Source organism: Burkholderia sp. HI2761 (assembly GCF_002223355.1).
GTDB lineage: Bacteria > Pseudomonadota > Gammaproteobacteria > Burkholderiales > Burkholderiaceae > Burkholderia.
Map to the genome: position 1 here is coordinate 680,047 of NZ_NKFN01000007.1, position 18,125 is coordinate 698,171.

12 protein-coding genes and 1 pseudogene are annotated in these 18,125 nt (G+C 60.9%); 12 read left to right on the forward strand and 1 reads right to left on the reverse strand.

Annotation, left to right across the window (positions count from 1 at the left end; genetic code table 11):
- Positions 1-15: 15 nt before the first annotated feature.
- The 12 genes and pseudogenes from CFB46_RS20585 to CFB46_RS20645 form a co-directional block, all read left to right on the forward strand.
- A pseudogene (locus tag CFB46_RS20585) lies at positions 16-773 on the forward strand (IS3 family transposase); the annotation flags it as partial.
- A gap of 200 nt (positions 774-973) precedes the next feature.
- The gene (locus tag CFB46_RS20590; RefSeq protein WP_227789654.1) at positions 974-1,333 is read left to right on the forward strand and encodes a hypothetical protein; all 360 of its coding nucleotides are present in this window, start codon (positions 974-976) and stop codon (positions 1,331-1,333) included.
- A gap of 248 nt (positions 1,334-1,581) precedes the next feature.
- A complete protein-coding gene (locus tag CFB46_RS20595; protein WP_306427317.1) occupies positions 1,582-2,535 on the forward strand; it encodes a S66 peptidase family protein in 954 nt (317 codons plus the stop codon).
- A gap of 115 nt (positions 2,536-2,650) precedes the next feature.
- Complete coding sequence (locus CFB46_RS36505) at positions 2,651-3,388, forward strand: tyrosine-type recombinase/integrase (protein WP_306427318.1); 738 nt, start codon at positions 2,651-2,653, stop codon at positions 3,386-3,388.
- 116 nt (positions 3,389-3,504) lie between these two features.
- The gene (tssF, locus tag CFB46_RS20605; protein ID WP_089501065.1) at positions 3,505-5,385 is read left to right on the forward strand and encodes a type VI secretion system baseplate subunit TssF; all 1,881 of its coding nucleotides are present in this window, start codon (positions 3,505-3,507) and stop codon (positions 5,383-5,385) included.
- A gap of 147 nt (positions 5,386-5,532) precedes the next feature.
- Complete coding sequence (locus CFB46_RS20610; protein ID WP_089501066.1) at positions 5,533-8,532, forward strand: type VI secretion system Vgr family protein; 3,000 nt, start codon at positions 5,533-5,535, stop codon at positions 8,530-8,532.
- Positions 8,532-9,401 carry an ankyrin repeat domain-containing protein gene (locus CFB46_RS20615; protein WP_089501067.1) on the forward strand — a complete coding sequence of 290 codons (870 nt, stop codon included), beginning with the start codon at positions 8,532-8,534 and terminating at the stop codon, positions 9,399-9,401. Before CFB46_RS20610 ends, CFB46_RS20615 begins: the two co-directional genes overlap by 1 nt.
- Positions 9,402-9,444: 43 nt before the next feature.
- Entirely contained in the window at positions 9,445-9,888 is a 444-nt protein-coding gene (locus tag CFB46_RS20620; protein ID WP_089501068.1) for a hypothetical protein, read from the forward strand.
- A 65-nt stretch (positions 9,889-9,953) separates the two neighbouring features.
- Positions 9,954-10,412, forward strand: a complete 459-nt coding sequence (locus CFB46_RS20625) for a DUF1795 domain-containing protein (RefSeq protein ID WP_089501069.1) — start codon at positions 9,954-9,956, stop codon at positions 10,410-10,412.
- A 21-nt stretch (positions 10,413-10,433) separates the two neighbouring features.
- A complete protein-coding gene (locus CFB46_RS20630) occupies positions 10,434-14,672 on the forward strand; it encodes an RHS repeat-associated core domain-containing protein (protein ID WP_089501070.1) in 4,239 nt (1,412 codons plus the stop codon).
- A 6-nt stretch (positions 14,673-14,678) separates the two neighbouring features.
- Positions 14,679-15,239, forward strand: a complete 561-nt coding sequence (locus CFB46_RS20635; protein ID WP_089501071.1) for an imm11 family protein — start codon at positions 14,679-14,681, stop codon at positions 15,237-15,239.
- Between the two features lie 1,497 nt (positions 15,240-16,736).
- Positions 16,737-17,201 (forward strand): hypothetical protein, encoded by a 465-nt coding sequence (locus CFB46_RS20645; RefSeq protein ID WP_089501073.1) that lies wholly within the window; start codon positions 16,737-16,739, stop codon positions 17,199-17,201.
- Between the two features lie 485 nt (positions 17,202-17,686).
- Here the strand turns inward: CFB46_RS20645 and CFB46_RS20660 are convergent, their stop codons facing one another.
- Entirely contained in the window at positions 17,687-17,983 is a 297-nt protein-coding gene (locus CFB46_RS20660; protein ID WP_089501076.1) for an H-NS histone family protein, read from the reverse strand.
- Between the last annotated feature and the right edge of the window lie 142 nt (positions 17,984-18,125).

Here is an 18,125-nt window from a genome sequence, read left to right on the forward strand (position 1 = left end):
ACCGAGGAGGTCAGGATGAGCGGCAAGCGGTACACGGATGAGTTTAAGATCGAGGCAGTCAAACAGGTAACCGAACGGGGTCATTCGGTGGCGGATATGGCGCAGCGGCTGGGCATCACGACCCACAGCCTTTACGCTTGGAAACTGAAGTTCGGCAGGCCCGACATCGTGCGGCAGGCGGAGCTGGATCAGAGCGCTGAGGTTCGGCGACTGAAGGCCGGGCTCAAGCGCATGACCGAGGAGCGCGACATTCTAAAAAAAGCCGCGGCCGCGTACTTTGCAAAGGGATAGCGGCAAGGTACGCCTTCATGCGAGCCCATCTCGGCGAGTTCCGCCTGCACTCGATGTGCCGAGTCCTTGGCGTGCATCGCAGCGGGCTATTACGTCTGGCAGCGGCGACAGTCGGTGCCCGCAAGCGTGAGGATGATCGATTGCTCGGTCTGATCAAGCATTCCTGGCTGGCCAGCGGCGTCTATGGCTACCGCAAAGTCACAGTGGATTTGCGTGAATCGGGAGAAACGTGTAGCCGTCACCGCGTCCATCGCCTCATGAAAGGCGAAGGTCTGCGGGCAGAAGTGGGCTATGGCAGCAAGTCCCGCTATCGGGGTGGTCCGGTCAGCGTAATCGCCAACGTGCTGAACCGTAAGTTCGCGCCAACCGCACCGAACCGGGTCTGGGTAACGGATATCACATACATCCGGACCTACGAGGGCTGGTTGTATCTGGCGGCTGTTATGGATCTGTACTCGCGCCAGATCGTCGGTTGCGCGATCGGTAAGCTGAAACGGCGCACGCGCTGGCTGAGCCCGGCACCGACGTGAGGCCGCTGACGTGCGCGAAACGCCCGCCCATTTCGCGCTGTACTGGGCGTACTTCGAAGGACTTGACGAGACGACGTGCACGCTGGCGTCGGTGGATCGGGTACCTTAAGGGCATTTCATCCAAGCTAGGGCCTGGCGAAGGAGATCGCGAAATGACACATCCGATGACCGCAGTCCAGCAGACGTTCATTGAGTGGTGCATCGGCTACGTGAAATTCCGGATCGCCGACGCGATGTCGGTCGGCCTGATGTCCCTCGAGACCGAGCGTTACGACGCACTGTGGACGATGCTGGAAAGGGGACGGTACGGCTTCCTCTGGGGCGACATGATCGAGATCGGCCGTCGCCTGTTTCCGGATGCGCCGAATGCACCGGAGGGCTCCGGCCTCGACGCGGCCTACGAGCACGTGTGTACGGCTCTCGACGACTGGTTGCCGAGCTTCGTCATCCCGCCCGGCCAGGTCTCGTTCCTGCCGGACCCCGATCCGCCGGACGGCGAGCCCGCTGCGTGAGCGGCCGGCGCGATGGAACCCACCGTGCGAACCCACAGGATCTCGGCAATGAACGTGACAGCATGGCAGTTCAAGGCAGGCGGGTGGGGCAGGGCCATGGCGGCCGCGGCGCTGCGGATCGCGGAGGCGGCCGTCGACCGGGGCCTGTCGGCTCTGTGGCCGGCCAGGTACGGGCTGTACACCCGCTGGCGGCGATCGTCGCGGCGAACATGCCGCTCCTGGCCGTGTACCTGATCATGCGGTCCTGAGTGACGGGGAACCCGGCTGCGGCCGGGTTTTTCTGGCGTGTCGTCAATGCCGATATTTTTTCTTATCCTTCCGGTATCTGTTCAATGGAATCAAGACGCAAGACAGTGGCCGTAGTCGCGCCCGCGGGCGTGCCCGATCCGCAAGGCATCGAGCGTGGCATCGCGCTGGTCGAGAGCTGGGGGTTCAAAGTCACGACGGGCGCACATCTCGGCAGCCGGTACCGCTATTTCGCCGGTACCACCGAGGAGCGCGCGGACGATCTGCGGCGCATGCTGATGGACCCGTCGATCGACATCGTCTGGCTCGCGCGGGGAGGGTTCGGTTGCGCGCACTTGCTCGAGCACCTGCCCGACGAGATCGCGACGCCGAAGACGATCATCGGTTTTTCCGATGCGACGTCGCTGTTCTGCGCGCTCGCCACCCGGCCCGGCGTGCGCTTGTTGCATGGTCCGACATTCCACAGCCTGTCGACCAAGGTCGACGACGCGACGCGTGCCGACATTCGCGCCGTGCTGACCGGTGGCAAACGCGCCCCGCTGAGCCTGCGGCATTTGTCCGGCGCCCCTGGCGCGGTGCAGGGACGTCTGTGGGGCGGCAACGTGACGGTGCTTGCGAGCGTCGCGGGTACACGCTGGTCGTTTCGCTCACGCGACGCGATCGTACTGCTCGAGGACGTGACGGAATTCGGCTACCGGCTCGACCGCAGCCTGACGCAACTGCGTCTGACCGGCGCGTTCGACGGAGCCCGCGCGTTCGTGCTCGGGCAATTCACGCGTTGCCCGATTCCGGACGACGCGGATTTCACGCTCGAGCAGATGCTGGTCGATGTACTGGGCACCCTTGATCTGCCGATATATTCGGGCTTGCCGATCGGACATGAAAACCGAAACATCACTTGGCAATACGGCGGCCAGGCTGTCATCGAGAGCGGTGCGATCCGATTCGACGCATAGGGGCCGGATGACGCGGCGGCGCCGCTGCAAGCTGCGCGGCACTTGAAACCGGTCTTCGCGGCGCCACGCTTGGTGACAACTTTATTTTGGTCTACGGCAACTGCGCACGCGCCCGGTGCCGCTGACGCTCGAAACCGCGCCGGCCGACACGCCGCTGATCGCGCACCTGGTGACCGGCGAAGCACTCCATCCGGACGTGGTCGGCCGGCTCTTCAAGGGGATTTTTGCGCGGTCCGCTGACCAGCTGGCGCCGACGTACCCGAATGCGGCCGCCGACCTCCGCCGCGCGAGCGCGCACTGGCTGCGCCACACCTTCGCGAACGACGGCCTCGATGCCGGTGCCGACATCCGTGACATGCAGGAGCTGTTCGGCCATGCAAGCCTGGGCACCACCACGCTTTACACCAAGGCCGACGCGGTGCGGCAGTTCCAGTCGGTCGAGACGTTGTTCAACGCGGCGCTCGATAGCGCAGATCCGCCGGCGATTGCGGCCGTACCAGTCGCGCCCTCGCCGGCGACCGGCAGCGCGACACCCGGGGCGAACGCGGTGCAACGCTCGTTTTGCCACACTGGGCCAGTTGTGTCGACGCAGAAACCGTTCGGGGTCGGTGCCTGCGGACGAGCGATATTGAGCGCATGGCTGGCAATCGGTGAACAATCGTTAAACGATGCCGACGAACGAACCTGCTCTGCTACGATGCAGAGAAGTTTCGAGAGCGTGCTCATCGCTTTTGCTCGCTTGGCGATGGGCAACCGAACCTCCCGAAGCCCAGAGGGCTGTCACGAGGGCCATAGTGGCGGCCCTCGTTTCACGGTAAGGCTCATGCCTACGTATTTCAAACGCTACGATTGATTCGCTCTCGACTCGATAAATTCGAGATAAGCGTGCGCGACGCCCGGTTAGAATCGCTGCGTCTACCCATGAGCACGGTACCGATTGACAGATCGGCGTGACCATCTGAAACGCGTATGGCCATCGAACCCGAGGATCTTCTACCGCATTTTGAGCGTGAGTTGGGTCTGCTGCGCCGCTCGACGCGCGCATTCGCCGAGCTTTACCCCAAAATCGCGGCTCGTCTTGCGATGTCCGGTGAGCACTCGGATGACCCACACGTCGAACGGCTGCTGCAATCGTTCGCGTTGATGTGCGCTCGGCACGACATCCGACTCGAAGATGAGGTGCCAGAGTTTACTCACGCGTTGATTGACACAATCCACGGCGCGTTCCTGCGGCCGTTTCCATCTTGTGCGATTGCCCAATTCCGCGTGGATCGAGACAGCAAGCAGACCGAGCCTCGAATAGTTCCACGCGGCACCCAATTGGTGGCGCCGAATAGCCGCTTGGTGTGCCGCACTGCCGCCGACGTCACGTTGGTGCCGTTGACCGTTTCCGCTGTACGTTACGCGACGTCGACCGTCGCGCCGATGCAAACGACACTGCCGTCCGACACGACGGGGATTTTGTCTTTCACCCTTGAGCTCACGGCGCCGTCAGCCCAGTTCTCCATCGCTCCCGATATGCTGCGGTTGCACTTGGCGGGGGAGAGGGAGGTGGTGGCTGCGCTCGCCGACGGTGTGCTGATGCACGCCACACGTGCCTTCGTTGAACTGGACGGCAACGGGCGCTGGCGTCGGCTGGACATGCCGCTGACGGCCGCAGGTTTCGACGATGCCGACGCGCTGCTTCCGCCGCCTCGCGACAACACGACTGCTCCGTTTCATTTGTTGATGGAGTACGGCGCCTTTCCCGCTCGATTTGATAACCTCGATCTGGATTTGGCGCGGTTGAAACGGTTGGCGGGCGGTGCGCGCCGGATCACGTTGCATTTGGCCCTTGCCGGCGTCCATCCCGACTCACGTCGCGCCCAACGACTTATTGCAGCGTCGGCCGACAATGTCCGGCTGTTTTGCACGCCAGTAGTCAACTTGTTCTCGAGCAATGCTGAGCCAATCGAAACGAAGGCTGGGCAAGCGTACTATGCGCTGAAACCGTTTTCGCTGAAGAGCGCAGCCACGACCGAGATCTGGTCAGTTGATCAGGTCCGTATCACGACCGCCCAGGGTGCCGCGCTTCTGCCGCCCTTCGAATCCTTGCAGCATGCGCTTGGCGCAGCTCCAGGCCCGTATTGGATCGTTTTGCGGGACGAAGCCCGGCGCGCGCCGAAGCCGCCTTCCGAGCCCGGCAAGCCGGGACAGGAAGCGCTGCGCGGACTGGTAACTGGAGCGCGCCCAGCCGGATTGCGTGGCTTGGAACTCGCGCTTGTGAACGTCCGCGGCGAGCCCGTTGATCCGGCCGCGCAGCGCCAGCTCGACATCGTGCTGTCTTGCACAAATGGCAACCTGGCGGACATGCGCGAGCGCCAGTTGGCCGTGCGCGATGGGGACTCGGGTGACGAGATCGAGTTATTGGCTCAGCCCAGTGCAAGTCCCGCGCCGATTCTTCGCCGCGGCGACCTGTGGGAATTACTGTCGTGGCTGGTTCCGCAGGCAGTGCGGCTAAACGCCGACGGCCTCAATGAGTTCAAGCGCTTGTGCACCCGCTTCGGCATGTCCGCGCCCGACGCAGGCCGGCGATTCGACGCGCTCGTGTCGCTCTCGACTGAACGGGTGCGGCGCTGGATGCCAGGCAAGCCGGCTTCAGCGTTCGTCCAAGGATTGGAGGTCCGGCTCGTGATCGACGAGCAGCGTTTCGTCCAATTCAGTCTCGCTGGATTGGGGCGCGTGATGGATCGACTATTTTCCCCGTACGTTCCAGTCACCAGCTTCGTGCAAATCGTATTGGTCTCGGCAGAGACCGGTGCGGTACTGCGACGCGGTGAACCCTGCGCCGGTTCCCAACCGCTTATTTGATTTGCGGGTGGAAAAGGTATCAGCAGGGAAATTGCAAAGGAATTTCAGGTATCTTTCGCTGGCAAACGTTTTGTCCTACAGTAACGGGGCCTCAAGCTGGTGAGCCAATTGGGGACAGAACCTGAGACGAAAATAAAGGGAATTCAAATGAGTTTCGCCCCGAATGGCGGTATTCCGGCTGGTTCCGGCGGGAATCTGTTGGGCTCGCTGAGCGCGCTTGGCGGCCTTGCCGGGCCGGTCGCATCCACGGTGGCAGGCCAGATTGGCCCGCTCGCCGGCGTCGCGAGTCATATCGATACCGTGCAACGCGCGGTTCAGCTTGCGCAGACCGGTTTTTCGCTGATGAACAAAACACCGGCTGCGATTGCGGACGCGCTCAACAATGCGGCTGGCGGCGTTGCTCGACTGACTCAGCTAAATCGATACGTGACCATTGACTCGCCGCTCGGTCCGGACGTGCTGCTGGTCAGCACCGCGGTCATTGATGAACATGTCAATCGATTGCCGGAAATCCACCTCGATTTACTGTCGCACCAACATGATCTGGTGCCCGATCAACTGATCGGGCAACCGATCAAGATTCGATTCGACCAAAGCGCCCGGCAATCCACTCTCGAGCGCATCGTCTCGTCAGGCGGGGTCGACAGCATTCGCTACTTCGACGGATACGTCACGTCGTTCGACCGGGCGGGCAACCCGGGCAAGGTGACGCAATATCAAATGACGGTGGCGCCGTGGTTCTGGTTTCTGACGCGCTCGACCGACTGCCGGATTTTCCAGAACAAGACCGCTCAGGACATCCTCACCGAGATTTTCCAGGATCACGGGTTCACCGATTTCGAGTTCGACATCCGGACCGCGCAGAAGCCGCTCGAATACATCGTGATGTACCAGGAGTCCTATTACAACTTCTGTGCGCGTCTGATGGAGCAGGAAGGCCTGATCTGGACGCACCGCTACGAGAAGGAAAAGCACTTCCTCGTCATCGGCGATACGAATTTCGTTTTCCGCCCGATCGACGGGCTGGCCAACTTGCCATATGCCGCCAGCGCGGCGAGTGAAGACAACGGTATCGACCAGTTGCATGAAGGCCGGCGTTTCGGTGTCGGCAAGATCGCTTTTCGCGACTTCAATCACCAGAACCCCTCGTCGCCGCTGATGCTGGCGCAGGCCGAGCCGGAGAATCTCCGGCATGCGGGTCTCGAGACGACGGAGCGGTTCGAACACCAGTCGTTGTTCGACCACGGCGATGACGGCGACCGTTACGCCCGCATCGCGATGCAGGCCGAAGAGGCGAGTGCACATCGCTATACGGGTAGCGGCTACGCGTGGCGGATGACAACTGCGGGCAGCGTGACGGTGACGAACCATCCGGTCATGGCCAACAATCAGGAATACGCCATCCTGCACGTTCGTCACGAGGCCGTGAACGACTACACGGAACACAACGCAAAACTGCCGTACCGCAACACATTTTCTCTGCTCCCGAAGAAGTTTCCGTATCGTTCGGCCAGGAATACCCCAAAGCCCGTCATTCACGGCACGCAGTCGGCTATTGTGGTCGGCCCAAAGGACGAAGAAATTCACACGAACGGCAGTGCCGTGAAGGTGCACTTCCTGTGGGATCGCCGCGGCAAGTTGGACGGATCGGATTCGATGTGGATCCGTGTTTCTCAACCTTGGGCGGGCGACGGATGGGGGGCGGCCGCTATCCCACGGATCAATCAGGAGGTGTTGGTCGCGTTTAATCAAGGGGACCCCGACAATCCGGTCATCGTGGGCCGCGTCTACAACGGCGAGCAGGGCAACCCTTATCACGGGGCTGCCGGGCAGACGATGGGGATCAAGAGCCAGACGCACAAGGGCGCCGGCTCTAACGAACTGCGGTTCTCCGACGTGAACGGCGCGCAAGAGGTCTTTCTGCACGCGCAGAAAGACATGAACACGGTCATCAAGGATTCGGAAACGCATACGATCGAAGCCGGCGGGCGCACGGTGTCGCTGCTCAAGGGCAGCGAGACGAAGCAGATCGCGCAGGGCGGATTGAAGGAAACCATTGCGCTGACGCGCGACACCACGGCGAACGTGATCAATACGAAGGCCATCGCAAGCAAGGCCGGGCCCGGCATGCAAAGCCATCAGGCGAGTGACGGCATCGAGCATCGTGTTGGCGATGGCGTCGTGACGATGACGCCGGACAGCATCAAGTTGACCTTCGGACCGTCAACGATCGTCATCAACGCGAACGGTATCTATCTCGACGGGCCGGTCATCCATCTGAATCGCGGCAGTGCGCAGTCCGCGGAACAGGCGCTCGCGCTCGAGTGGGCGGCGGAGCAGGCGACGATCGCGAAAGGGCTGGCGAGCCCCGACCCGGCGACGCGAGCAGCGGCGGCCAAACTGGCGAGTTCGCTGAAGGCGCAGCAACTGGCGAAACTCGCGGACCACGTGTATCACCCTAACGATCCACCGCCGACCGGGTGGAAGATGGCGACCAACGATCCGGAAGCGTTGAAGTCGTTCGGGCTCAAGCCGAGCGACTTCGAGAAAAGCGGTAGCCACTTCGGGTCGCAGATGTATATCCCGGATGCAAATGTCTTCGGCGATAGCATGAAGCCGACGGTCGCGTTCAAGGGTACCCAGCAGCTCTTCGGCGAAGACATGAGCAACAACATGGCGCAGGGGCTCGGCGCCGATGCGCCGTATTACCGCAATGCGGTCACGATCGGCAAGAACATCGAGACCACGGGCGCGTCGGCCGGTGTCGATTTCACCGGGCATTCGCTCGGCGGTGGCCTGGCGTCCGCTGCAGCCGAGGCCAGCGGCGGTTCTGCTGTGACCTTCAATGCGGCCGGCCTCAATCCGGAGACCGTCGCGCAATACGGCGGGACCGCCCAACCGGCCAACATCACGGCGTACCGCGTCGACGGCGATATCCTGACCGGCCTGCAGGAAGGGCGACTCGGGCCGATCAGCGACGGTACGGCGGCGCTAATGCCCAAGGCGGTTGGCAGCCCCGTCACGCTCGACGGTGAAAGCGTGACCACGGTCGGCCGTCACCTGATGGGTGACGTGACGAACGGGATCAACCAGCAGGTCGCGAAGGATCAGCTCGACCTGGTCTCCCAACTGAATTCATCTCACTGATGCGATACAAGAAAGCGATAACCGCCGGCGCGATTGCCGCACTCGTTGGAGTGTCCTCGCCGCTCTGGTGGCCCACTCAAGCCCAAGGGACGAACATGACTGGCTTCAAGCGTTACGCACCGGAAGACTTCTTTTCGGGGCAGCAACTCACGTTGGCTCAGGCCATTCATGATGGCGATCTCACTCGCGTTCAGCAGCTCGCGCCTAAGACTGATCTGAATGTGCCGGGCGCGAAGAACACGACTCTGCTGTCATATGCAGTGCAGGAAATCGTCCCGGTCAAGAACGACGCGTCTAATCCACGGTACCAGATCATTTCGGTGCTCGTGAAGAGCGGCGCGGATCCCAAGGCGCCGGTCGGCGCCAGCGGAGGATCGGTGGTCGATGTCGCATTGCGGGCCGATACGCCCAACCTTCTGCGCGTGTTGTTGAACAGCGGACTCGATCCCAACTGGCAATACAACGGCGACACCCCGATGATTTTCGCGGTTGCAGAGAACCGGCTGCTGCCCCAGCTGAAGCTGCTGGTTGAGCACAAGGCGAACGTGAACGCTCGCGATTCGCTTGGAAAGACCGCACTCTTCGAGGCGACGATGATTCAGCAGTGGGACGTCGTCGACTACCTCCTCTCGCACGGCGCGGATCCGAAGATTGCCAGCCAGCTCGGCGTGTCGTACGGGTGGGTGCTGCAGAACGAGTTGAAGAACCATACGGCCGCGGACTCGCCGGCGCGTACGCGTATCGAAGAGGTTCGTCGCAAGATCGTCACGGCCGGCGCGCCGTGGCCGCCGCTCGATCCGAAGGCGCAACGCGCAGCGATGCGCGCGCGCGGCGAGAAGGTCGTGACGCCGGCCGGCCAGACGGATTGAACGCACGCGTGACGGTTGAAGCGTCGTGCAATGGATTCGGGAAATGATGAACGTTTTTGATTCGACGCCGCGTGTCAGGCGAGAGACGGTCCTCGGCGTATCCGGGGCGCTGTACTTCCTCTCGCTGACGATGCCGGCGATGCATTTCGAAAAGGAAGCGTCGCTCAGCGGGCTGTCGGTTCTCGCCCAGGGCTGGTTGGGACTGTTCATGCTCAATCCAGCATGGCTGGCCAATCCGCTCTACGTGGCCGCGGCCGTCCAGCTCGGTCGGAGCCGATATACCCGCGCGAGCCAGCTTTCGGCCGCTGCGCTCGCGTGTGCGCTCTGTTCACTGCTCACGACGAAGTGGTACTTCAACGAAGCAGATGCGACGCCGATATCCGGCTACGGCGTTGCGTTTTACGCGTGGCTCGCCGCGCATGTCGTATTGCTCGCGGGCAGCTTGCGCTTGCGCCGGGAAAGCGCCGTCGCGCTGCAAGGAAAATGAGTGGTGGCGCGAGTGGGCGCTGATTTCCACTCATTCCAACAACTACACATCACGAGAGAACCAGCATGACGGATTCCGAAAACCGTATCCGGATTCACGAAGGCAGCATCGTTCTGCCGGACGGTTTCGAGGATCGCACGACCAACCTCTTCGTGCCGGCCGATACGGCCGCGCAGCCGAGCCTCAGTGTCGCACGCGACTGGCTCAAGGACGGAGAGACCCTTGCGCCGTATATCGATCGGCAGATCGCGCTGCTCAAATCCAGATTGCAAGGACACCGGGTGCTTTCGCGCCAGGCTGAACGGCTTGGGCCTGAATCTCAAGGAATGCCTGGGGAGCGCATCGACGCTGCCTATCGGAACGGTCCAAAGACCGTATTTCAACGGCAAGCCGCATTCATCGTTGTCCCGGGACGCGTGCTGATCTTTACCGCGTCGAGCGCGAAGAGCTTCGGCGAAACGCTCGACGCATTGTGGCGCAACTGGCTCGACGGCTACCGTCCGGCAGAACAAGAGTCGGCATAACAACAGCAAAGGACCATCATCGTGTACGAAGCCGCACGAGTCACTGACCCAATCGATCACACCAGCGCACTTGCGGGCTTTCTGGTCGGCGCCGTGCTGGGCATTGCCCTGATCGCCGCAGTCGCCTTCGCCACATTCACATGCGGATTCGGCGTGGCGTTGCTGGCCGGCATGATGGCCGGTATCGGAGCGCAGGCTCTCCTATCAATAGGGGAGTCGATCGGGAAGATGTTCAGCTCGCAATCCGGCAACATCATTACCGGTTCACCGGACGTCTACGTCAACTCCCTTTCGGCGGCCTATGCGACGCTGAGCGGCGTGGCCTGCAGCAAGCACAATCCCATTCCGCTTGTCGCGCAAGGCTCGACGAACATTTTCATCAACGGGCGGCCCGCGGCGCGGAAGGATGACAAGATTACCTGCGGCGCGACGATCGGTGACGGTTCGCACGATACGTTCTTTCACGGTGGCACCCAGACATACCTACCGGTTGACGACGAAGTGCCGCCGTGGCTGCGGACGGCGACGGAATGGGCGTTCGTGCTGGCGGGGCTGGTCGGCGGCTTGGGTGGATTGTTGAAGCAGGCTGGCGGGCTATCCCGCGCGGTCCTGCCGTGCGCTGCGAAGTTCATCGGTGGGTACGTGCTCGGTGAAGCGTTCGGGCGGTACGTTGCCGCGCCGGCGATCAACAAGGCGCTCGGCGGGATGTTCGGCAACCCGGTCGACGTCACGACCGGAAGAAAGATCCTGTTGGCCGAATCGGAAACTGACTTCGTGATCCCGAGCCCGATGCCGGTCGCGATCAAGCGGTTCTATTCGAGCAGCATCGACTATGCGGGGACGCTTGGCCGTGGCTGGGTAGCGCCGTGGGAGCTTCGTCTGCATGCCCGCGACGGGCGGCTTTGGTACACCGACGCGCAAGGGCGCGAGAGCGGATTTCCGTTGCTGCGTGCCGGGCAAGCCGCATTCAGCGAGGCCGAGCAACGCTATCTGACCTGTACGCCCGACGGCCGCTACATCCTGCATGACATTGGCGAGACGTATTACGACTTCGGCCGGTACGAGCCGGACTCCGGCCGCATCGCGTGGGTGCGCCGTATCGAGGATCAGGCAGGGCAGTGGTGCCAGTTCGAGCGCGACAGCCGCGGCCGCGTCACCGAGATTCTGACGTGTGGCGGGCTGCAGGCCGTTCTCGACTACGAAGGGGAGCACGGCCGCCTTGGTTCGGTCACGCTAGTCCATGGTGACGAACGACGCCTCGCTGTCGCGTACGGGTACGATGAAAACGGTCAATTGGCGTTCGTGACGGATGCGAACGGGGCGGTCGTACGGCGATTTACGTACGTCAATGGCCTGATGGCGAGTCACGTGAACGCACTGGGTTTCACGTCGAGTTACGTGTGGTCGACGATCGAAGGGCAGCCGAGGGTTGTGGCGACGCGCACCAGCGAAGGCGAGGACGCGACGCTCGAATATGACATCGAAGGCCGCAAGACTCGCGTTCGGTACCCCGATGGACGAACCGCGCACTGGCGCTTCGACGCGCAGTTTCAGATTATCGAGTACACCGACTTCGACGGCGGACTCCACCGGATCAGATACAACGACGCCGGCATGCCGGTGATGCTGATACTGCCGGGTGAGCGCACGGTCGAGTTCGAGTACGACGACGCGGGACGGATCGTCGCCGAGACTGATCCGCTGGGCCGTACGACTCGGACTCGTTACGACGGCAACAGCATGCGGCCCGTGGAGGTTGTCGGGGCCGACGGCGGCGCCTGGCGCGCGGAATACGATCCACAAGGCCGGCTACTGTCGACCAAGGATCCGCTTGGCCACGAGAATCGCTACGAGTATCCGAAGGGATTGACTGCGTTGCCGATCGCACATATCGACGCGCGTGGCGGACGTAAGACGCTCGAGTGGAATCGTCTCGGAGAATTGGTTGCCTATACGGACTGCTCCGGTAAAACCACGCGCAGCAGTTTCGACGCGTTTGGACTGCCGCTTGCACGGGAGAACGCCCTGGGGCAGCGGGTCGCGTATGACATACGTCCGACCGGCGAGCCACGTCGTATCACGTATCCCGATGGCAGCACGGAGACTTTCGAATACGACGCGGCTGGGCTCGTCGTGCGGCATGTCGGCCTCGGAGGCCGGATGCAGCAGTCACTGCGAAATGCCCGCGGTCAACTTGTCGAAGCGATCGATCCTGCCGGACGACGGACCCGCTATCACTATGACGTAGCGGGGCGCCTGCGCGAACTCCAGCAACACCACGCACGCTACGTGTTCACGTACAGCGCCGGCGGCCGTCTGTTGACCGAAACGAGGCCCGATGGTGTCCAGCGGCGATTCGAGTATGGCGAAGGCGGAGAATTGCTTGCTGTGGACATCGTGGGCTCGCCGGACCGTCATGCGACGGCGGATCGCCCGATCCGTACAATTCGATTCGAACGCGACCGGATGGGTAACCTGAAGGTCCAGCATACGTCGACCGATACTACACGTTACGAGCGTAACAAGAATGACCAACTGGTGAAGATCGAGCGTACACCGACGTCCGCGGGTATCGCACTGGGTATCACGCCGGACGTGGTGCGTTTCGAATACGACAAGGTTGGTCGCCTTGTCGCCGAGCACGGTGCGAATGGCGACGTCGAATACAACCTTGATGAACTGGGCAACGTGATATCGCTCGCGCTACCCAACGACCAGACGCTACAGATGCTGCGCTATGGCTCCGGTCACGTTCACCAGATCCGCTGTGGTGATCAGGTGGTGAGCGACTTCGAGCGTGACGACTTGCATCGCGAGATCGCGAGAACACAGGGGCGGCTGACTCAGCGTTTTGCCTACGATCCGCTTGGCCGAAGAGTCTGGCAGTCCGCTGGTTTCCAACCGGACGCTCTTGGTCGAGGACGCGGGCAGTTGTGGCGTAACTACGGCTACGACGCAGCGGGCGAACTGATCGAGACCAGCGACTGCCTGCGTGGCAGCACGCAGTACAGCTACGATCCGGCCGGACAGCTGACACGTCGTGTGAACACCATGGATCGCGAGCTCGAGGAATTTGCCTGGGATGCCGCTGGCAATATGCTCGACGGCGCACAGGGCAAGAGTCGCGGATACGTCGAAGGCAATCGTCTGCGGATGTGGCAGGACATCCGCTTCGAATACGATCCGTTCGGCAATCTGGCGACGAAGCTTCGCGGAACCAACCAGCAGCAGCGCTTCACATACGATGGGCAAGATCGGCTGATCGCGGTGCGCACGCAGGACGCGCGAGGCGTGGTCGAAACGCGCTTCCAGTACGATTCGCTGGGCCGGCGTATTTCGAAGACCGATACCACTTTTGACGTGCGTGGTGTGAAACTGCGCAGCGAGACGAAACGGTTCGTATGGGAAGGCTTGCGCCTCGCGCAGGAAGTGCGCGAGACAGGCGTGAGCAGCTATGTGTACAGCCCTGATGATCCGTACTCACCGGCTGCCCGCGTCGATGCGGTGATCGCGGAGGCCCTGGCCGCGGCCGCGATCGATACGGCGAAGCGCGCGTCGCGGATCTACCACTTCCATACGGATCTGGCAGGGGCGCCGCAAGAGGTCACCGACGAGGCTGGCGAGCTGGCCTGGGCGGGGCAATACACGGCGTGGGGCAAAGTCGAGCCGAGCAAGCGGCAGCTCGCGACCGCGCGGACAGATCAGCCGCTGCGCTATGCCGGTCAGTATGCCGACGAAAGTACGGGGCTACACTACAACACCTTCCGTTTCTATGATCCGGATGTGGGGCGGTTTATCAATCAGGATCCGATTGGGCTATACGGAGGTGGAAACTTATATGCCTATGGCCCGAATTCGCAGCAATGGACCGACCCATGGGGGTGGTGTTCAGTCAAGCTGAGTAACAATATGGAGAAGTCGGGCATAACTCGCCCGGCCAACTCTGCCGCACACCATATGGTTGGCGATACTTCGAAGCAAGCTGCTCCTGCGCGTGCTATTTTGAGCAAATACGGTATTGACGTTGACTCAGAATTGAATGGGGTGTTTTTGCCTAATCGTAATAATGCCGACGACCTTGGCGGTATATTGCATAACGGGAAGCATCCTGACGTTTATTTCCAGAAGGTCAACCAACTCCTGCAAAAGGCAGATCTGGGTGGCAAGGAAGCTGTTCTTGACCAGTTGCAAGCGATAAGAGAAACGCTGCAGAACGCGTCCAGAGACACGCCGTGGAAGTCCGTTCTTTCTGAATTGTGAGGCTATATGGGTAATATTTATGGCATGAGGCAGGATGAGGAATTTCAGCCACTCGTCCAAGTCGACGATGATGGTGAAATCGCATATGACAAGAGCGTAGCTATACGAGCAACCGCTTTATGCGGGCAAGGGTTTGGTCAAGATTATGACCCCGTTAAGCTTACGTGGGGCACTTCGCGCAGAAAAAAGACTAGCGACGTTCATACGATGCTATCTCCGTTTCTCGTGCTTAGTGAGAGGGCGCTGGATGTATTGGCGCCGGTACTTCGTGACAGCGGGGAGATATTGCAGGTCGAGGCCCCGATAAAAGACATGTTCGGATTTCATGTAACCCGGGTGATAGAGAATGCTGTCGATATGGATGCATCAAAATTCAAAGTCTATCCTCAGGCGATGGTTTTTAATAAAATATTTCTTCTGAAGAGTCGCATTGAAGGAGCTGATATATTTCGCCTAAAAGAAAGTCCTGCTACAGTATTTGTATCCGAGCGTTTTAGAGAGCTTGTAGAGCAAAATAAATTAAAAGGGTTCGATTTCGGAGAGGTAATTTCGCAATCTGAGAAGTAGGATTTCACAACTTCCGGTGACTAGCCGGAGCATTGTATGGCTGGCCTCGATTTCACTAGAGTAACTTGTGAGAATCATTCGTTGAGGGTTGTCGACTTCTGGGCCTCTATGCGCGGGTAGGCCGACGAAAGGAATTTTGCGGAGCAGTAACGTTGTCACTCGATCAGTTGAAGCGAATGCGAGAGGCTCTTCGTCCATACGGACTGAAGTTGCTGGAATCAGAATGGAAAGGTTGGCACGCGCAGTATCGATTTCGATGTCGCAAGGGACACGAATCAAGCCGATGCGGCTCCTATCTGTTCTACACACTGGTCCAGTGTCCGGCGTGTCGCGTCGACGAGGTACTTCGTCAAATCCATCAGCTCGCGCGCCAGGCTGGCGGCCGCTGTCTTTCGGAGCAGTACGCGGGCCGAGGCACACGACTCGAGTTTGTATGTAAGGCAGGGCACGTTTTCGAGAAGACTGCCGAGAATCTGCGAAAAGGCTCTTGGTGCGTGCTCTGCGCGAGGGCCCAACATTCGAGGCGCATGGCCGATCCGGATGGGATGACGCGCATGCGAGCCGCGGCAAGAGCGAGAGGCGGCAAGTGTTTGTCGACCGGCTACACGAAACTGACAGAGCGCTATCGTTTCCGGTGTGCTGTTGGACACGAATGGGAGACTTCCGGTACCGAGATCGTGCGGGGTGCATGGTGTCGCATTTGCTCGGACCGAGAGAAGGTGCACGCATATCGTCACAAGGACGGCCTGGCACGGCTACGTGAACGAGCGAAGAGCCACGGTGGGGTTTGTCTCTCGAAGGTCTACGAGGGCAGCAAAGCCTACTACAGGCTCCAGTGTGGTGCTGATCACGAGTGGGAAACACAAGGCGCGAGAATCTTTCGTGGTGCTTGGTGCCCGGAGTGTCAGCGGGACTCGATGCGCTTTGGGATCGAGCGCATGCGCCAGCGGGCGACGCAGCTGGGCGGTCGGTGCTTGTCCGAAACATACCGAAATGCGGCGACGCGGCTGAAATGGGAGTGCGAACACGGCCACCGCTGGGAGGCTGCTCCAGGGGCAGTTGTTCGGGGACACTGGTGCCCAGTGTGTAGCCGCGACCGGTCCAAGCTTGGGCTCGAGTTGATGAAAAGCATTGCGCTCGAGCGTGGTGGCAAGTGTGTCTCGACGACCTATGTGAATAGTGCGACCAGACTTGAGTGGGAATGCGCCCTGGGCCATCGATGGCTCGCTACACCGAATACGATTAGACGTGGCCACTGGTGTGCTCAGTGTTATTTCATTAGCATCACGACAACCGAAAGGACTCGCCGCAGACGACGACATGAAGCGGTCGGGAAGTAATTTCGTCAACTAATTGAGCTGCGCGTCGGCGCGCTTCCGCTCATTGAGAGCGTGTTTGGCAACCAACGACGCGATAGGATATGAGCCGTCGGCCAATCGCTCATGACGTTCGGTTTTGTTACGCTTGGGTGTGATCGTATGAAATCAGAGACGAGCGATGCTTATTCGAGAACAGGGGCGCCGCATCAAGGTGCTGCGCGTCGATCCATCAAAGCAGTCGTCCGCTAGGACGCGCCGGCGCGAACAGGTGATCGGAACGTTTCGTGCCAATGAACCGGTTCCTTCCGCGATACTAGACGCGATGACCCGCGACGAGCGCAAAGCGCTCTCACGTTGGCTTGCGGTCTATCGGGAAAGCCAGGCACGCACGCAGGCGCGTCCGGTACTTGCTTGCGCTGCGGGGCAGCTCGAGACGCTTGTCAGCGCGCTAGAGGTGGCGGCCGACACGTTGTCGAGCGCCGACGCCGATCAACTGTGGGAGCAGTTGCAGGCTATCACGCGCGCGTTGAAGCGAGCAGGGCATATGCGGCCGCGCGCCGCGGGTCGGCCGCCGACGCCACTGCCGGGGCAGCGGGACCTTTTCGGCGAATGCGGCGAGATCGAGCAGCCGATCGAACAATGAGCACGTGCAGTTCTGGGTGGCCGCCATCTGCGGCGCGTTACAACAACGACATTTGGCCGAGTGTGCTCACGCGATCGGCGTGATCGCTTTCCTCCGCCGGCCCGCTACCCGGGATCTCGGATAGAGCATTCGCGCGTCGCTCCGTATTGCCGTCGTCCCTGCAATGCTTGCGCGTCCACTCGGCACTCAGGACATCGGACGAGAACACGACACCTGGTGCAATTTGAACGAGCTGGCTCACCGGTGGAATCCCCTAAATCGACTGAATGTCAAAGTGGGCAGCGGCGTAACGCGCACTGCAGTTCCACACTTCGACACCGTCGCGGATAAAGGTGGCCCATCCAGCCGTGACGATCATCTCCGCCTGCGGAAATACGTCGCCATGCCCATTCGCCGTAGCGGCAAAGACCGTCCGCTCACGACAAATCGCCAAGTAGTTTCCATCCGATAACGTCGACGGCGTCGTGCTCAACGATCAAGCCCGCTCACTGCTCGATCAAAAACCGATCGCGGTTCTTCGCGCTTGCAATCCACTGCGGAGCCTTGCCACGGCCGCTCCAAGTCTTGCCGCTTTTCGGATCCCGATACTTCGGCGCGACCGGCGCACGCTCGCCGGATGCCACGGCGCGGCGTCGTCCGAAAAGTTGCTCGGCCGTGATCCCATATTCGGCGATCTGTTCACGCATCGTCGTGATGATGCTGTCGAGTTCGGCGAGCCGTGCTTCTTCCGCTTGCTGTGCCAGTGCTTCAGCTTGAGCCTTGAGTTCGAGGTAGGTAGCCATGAATTAGCAGGGAGTTCCTGTAGAGAATTGGCCAGTGGGCAGAATACCCCTGGGTATAACGTAACGTCGTCGACTCCGACATCGCGATTATATTCGCATGCGAGGTGACATCGACAGCGATGTGTCGTGCAACCTCAGTTAT

Excerpts from the sequence above, each read along its gene's own strand:
- CFB46_RS20590 (WP_227789654.1), top strand. The coding sequence starts at position 974 with ATGACACATCCGATGACCGCAGTCCAGCAGACGTTCATTGAGTGGTGC.
- tssF (WP_089501065.1), top strand. The coding sequence starts at position 3,505 with ATGGCCATCGAACCCGAGGATCTTCTACCGCATTTTGAGCGTGAGTTG.
- CFB46_RS20610 (WP_089501066.1), top strand. The coding sequence starts at position 5,533 with ATGAGTTTCGCCCCGAATGGCGGTATTCCGGCTGGTTCCGGCGGGAAT.
- CFB46_RS20615 (WP_089501067.1), top strand. The coding sequence starts at position 8,532 with ATGCGATACAAGAAAGCGATAACCGCCGGCGCGATTGCCGCACTCGTT.
- CFB46_RS20620 (WP_089501068.1), top strand. The coding sequence starts at position 9,445 with ATGATGAACGTTTTTGATTCGACGCCGCGTGTCAGGCGAGAGACGGTC.
- CFB46_RS20625 (WP_089501069.1), top strand. The coding sequence starts at position 9,954 with ATGACGGATTCCGAAAACCGTATCCGGATTCACGAAGGCAGCATCGTT.
- CFB46_RS20635 (WP_089501071.1), top strand. The coding sequence starts at position 14,679 with ATGGGTAATATTTATGGCATGAGGCAGGATGAGGAATTTCAGCCACTC.
- CFB46_RS20645 (WP_089501073.1), top strand. The coding sequence starts at position 16,737 with ATGCTTATTCGAGAACAGGGGCGCCGCATCAAGGTGCTGCGCGTCGAT.
- CFB46_RS20660 (WP_089501076.1), bottom strand. The coding sequence starts at position 17,983 with ATGGCTACCTACCTCGAACTCAAGGCTCAAGCTGAAGCACTGGCACAG.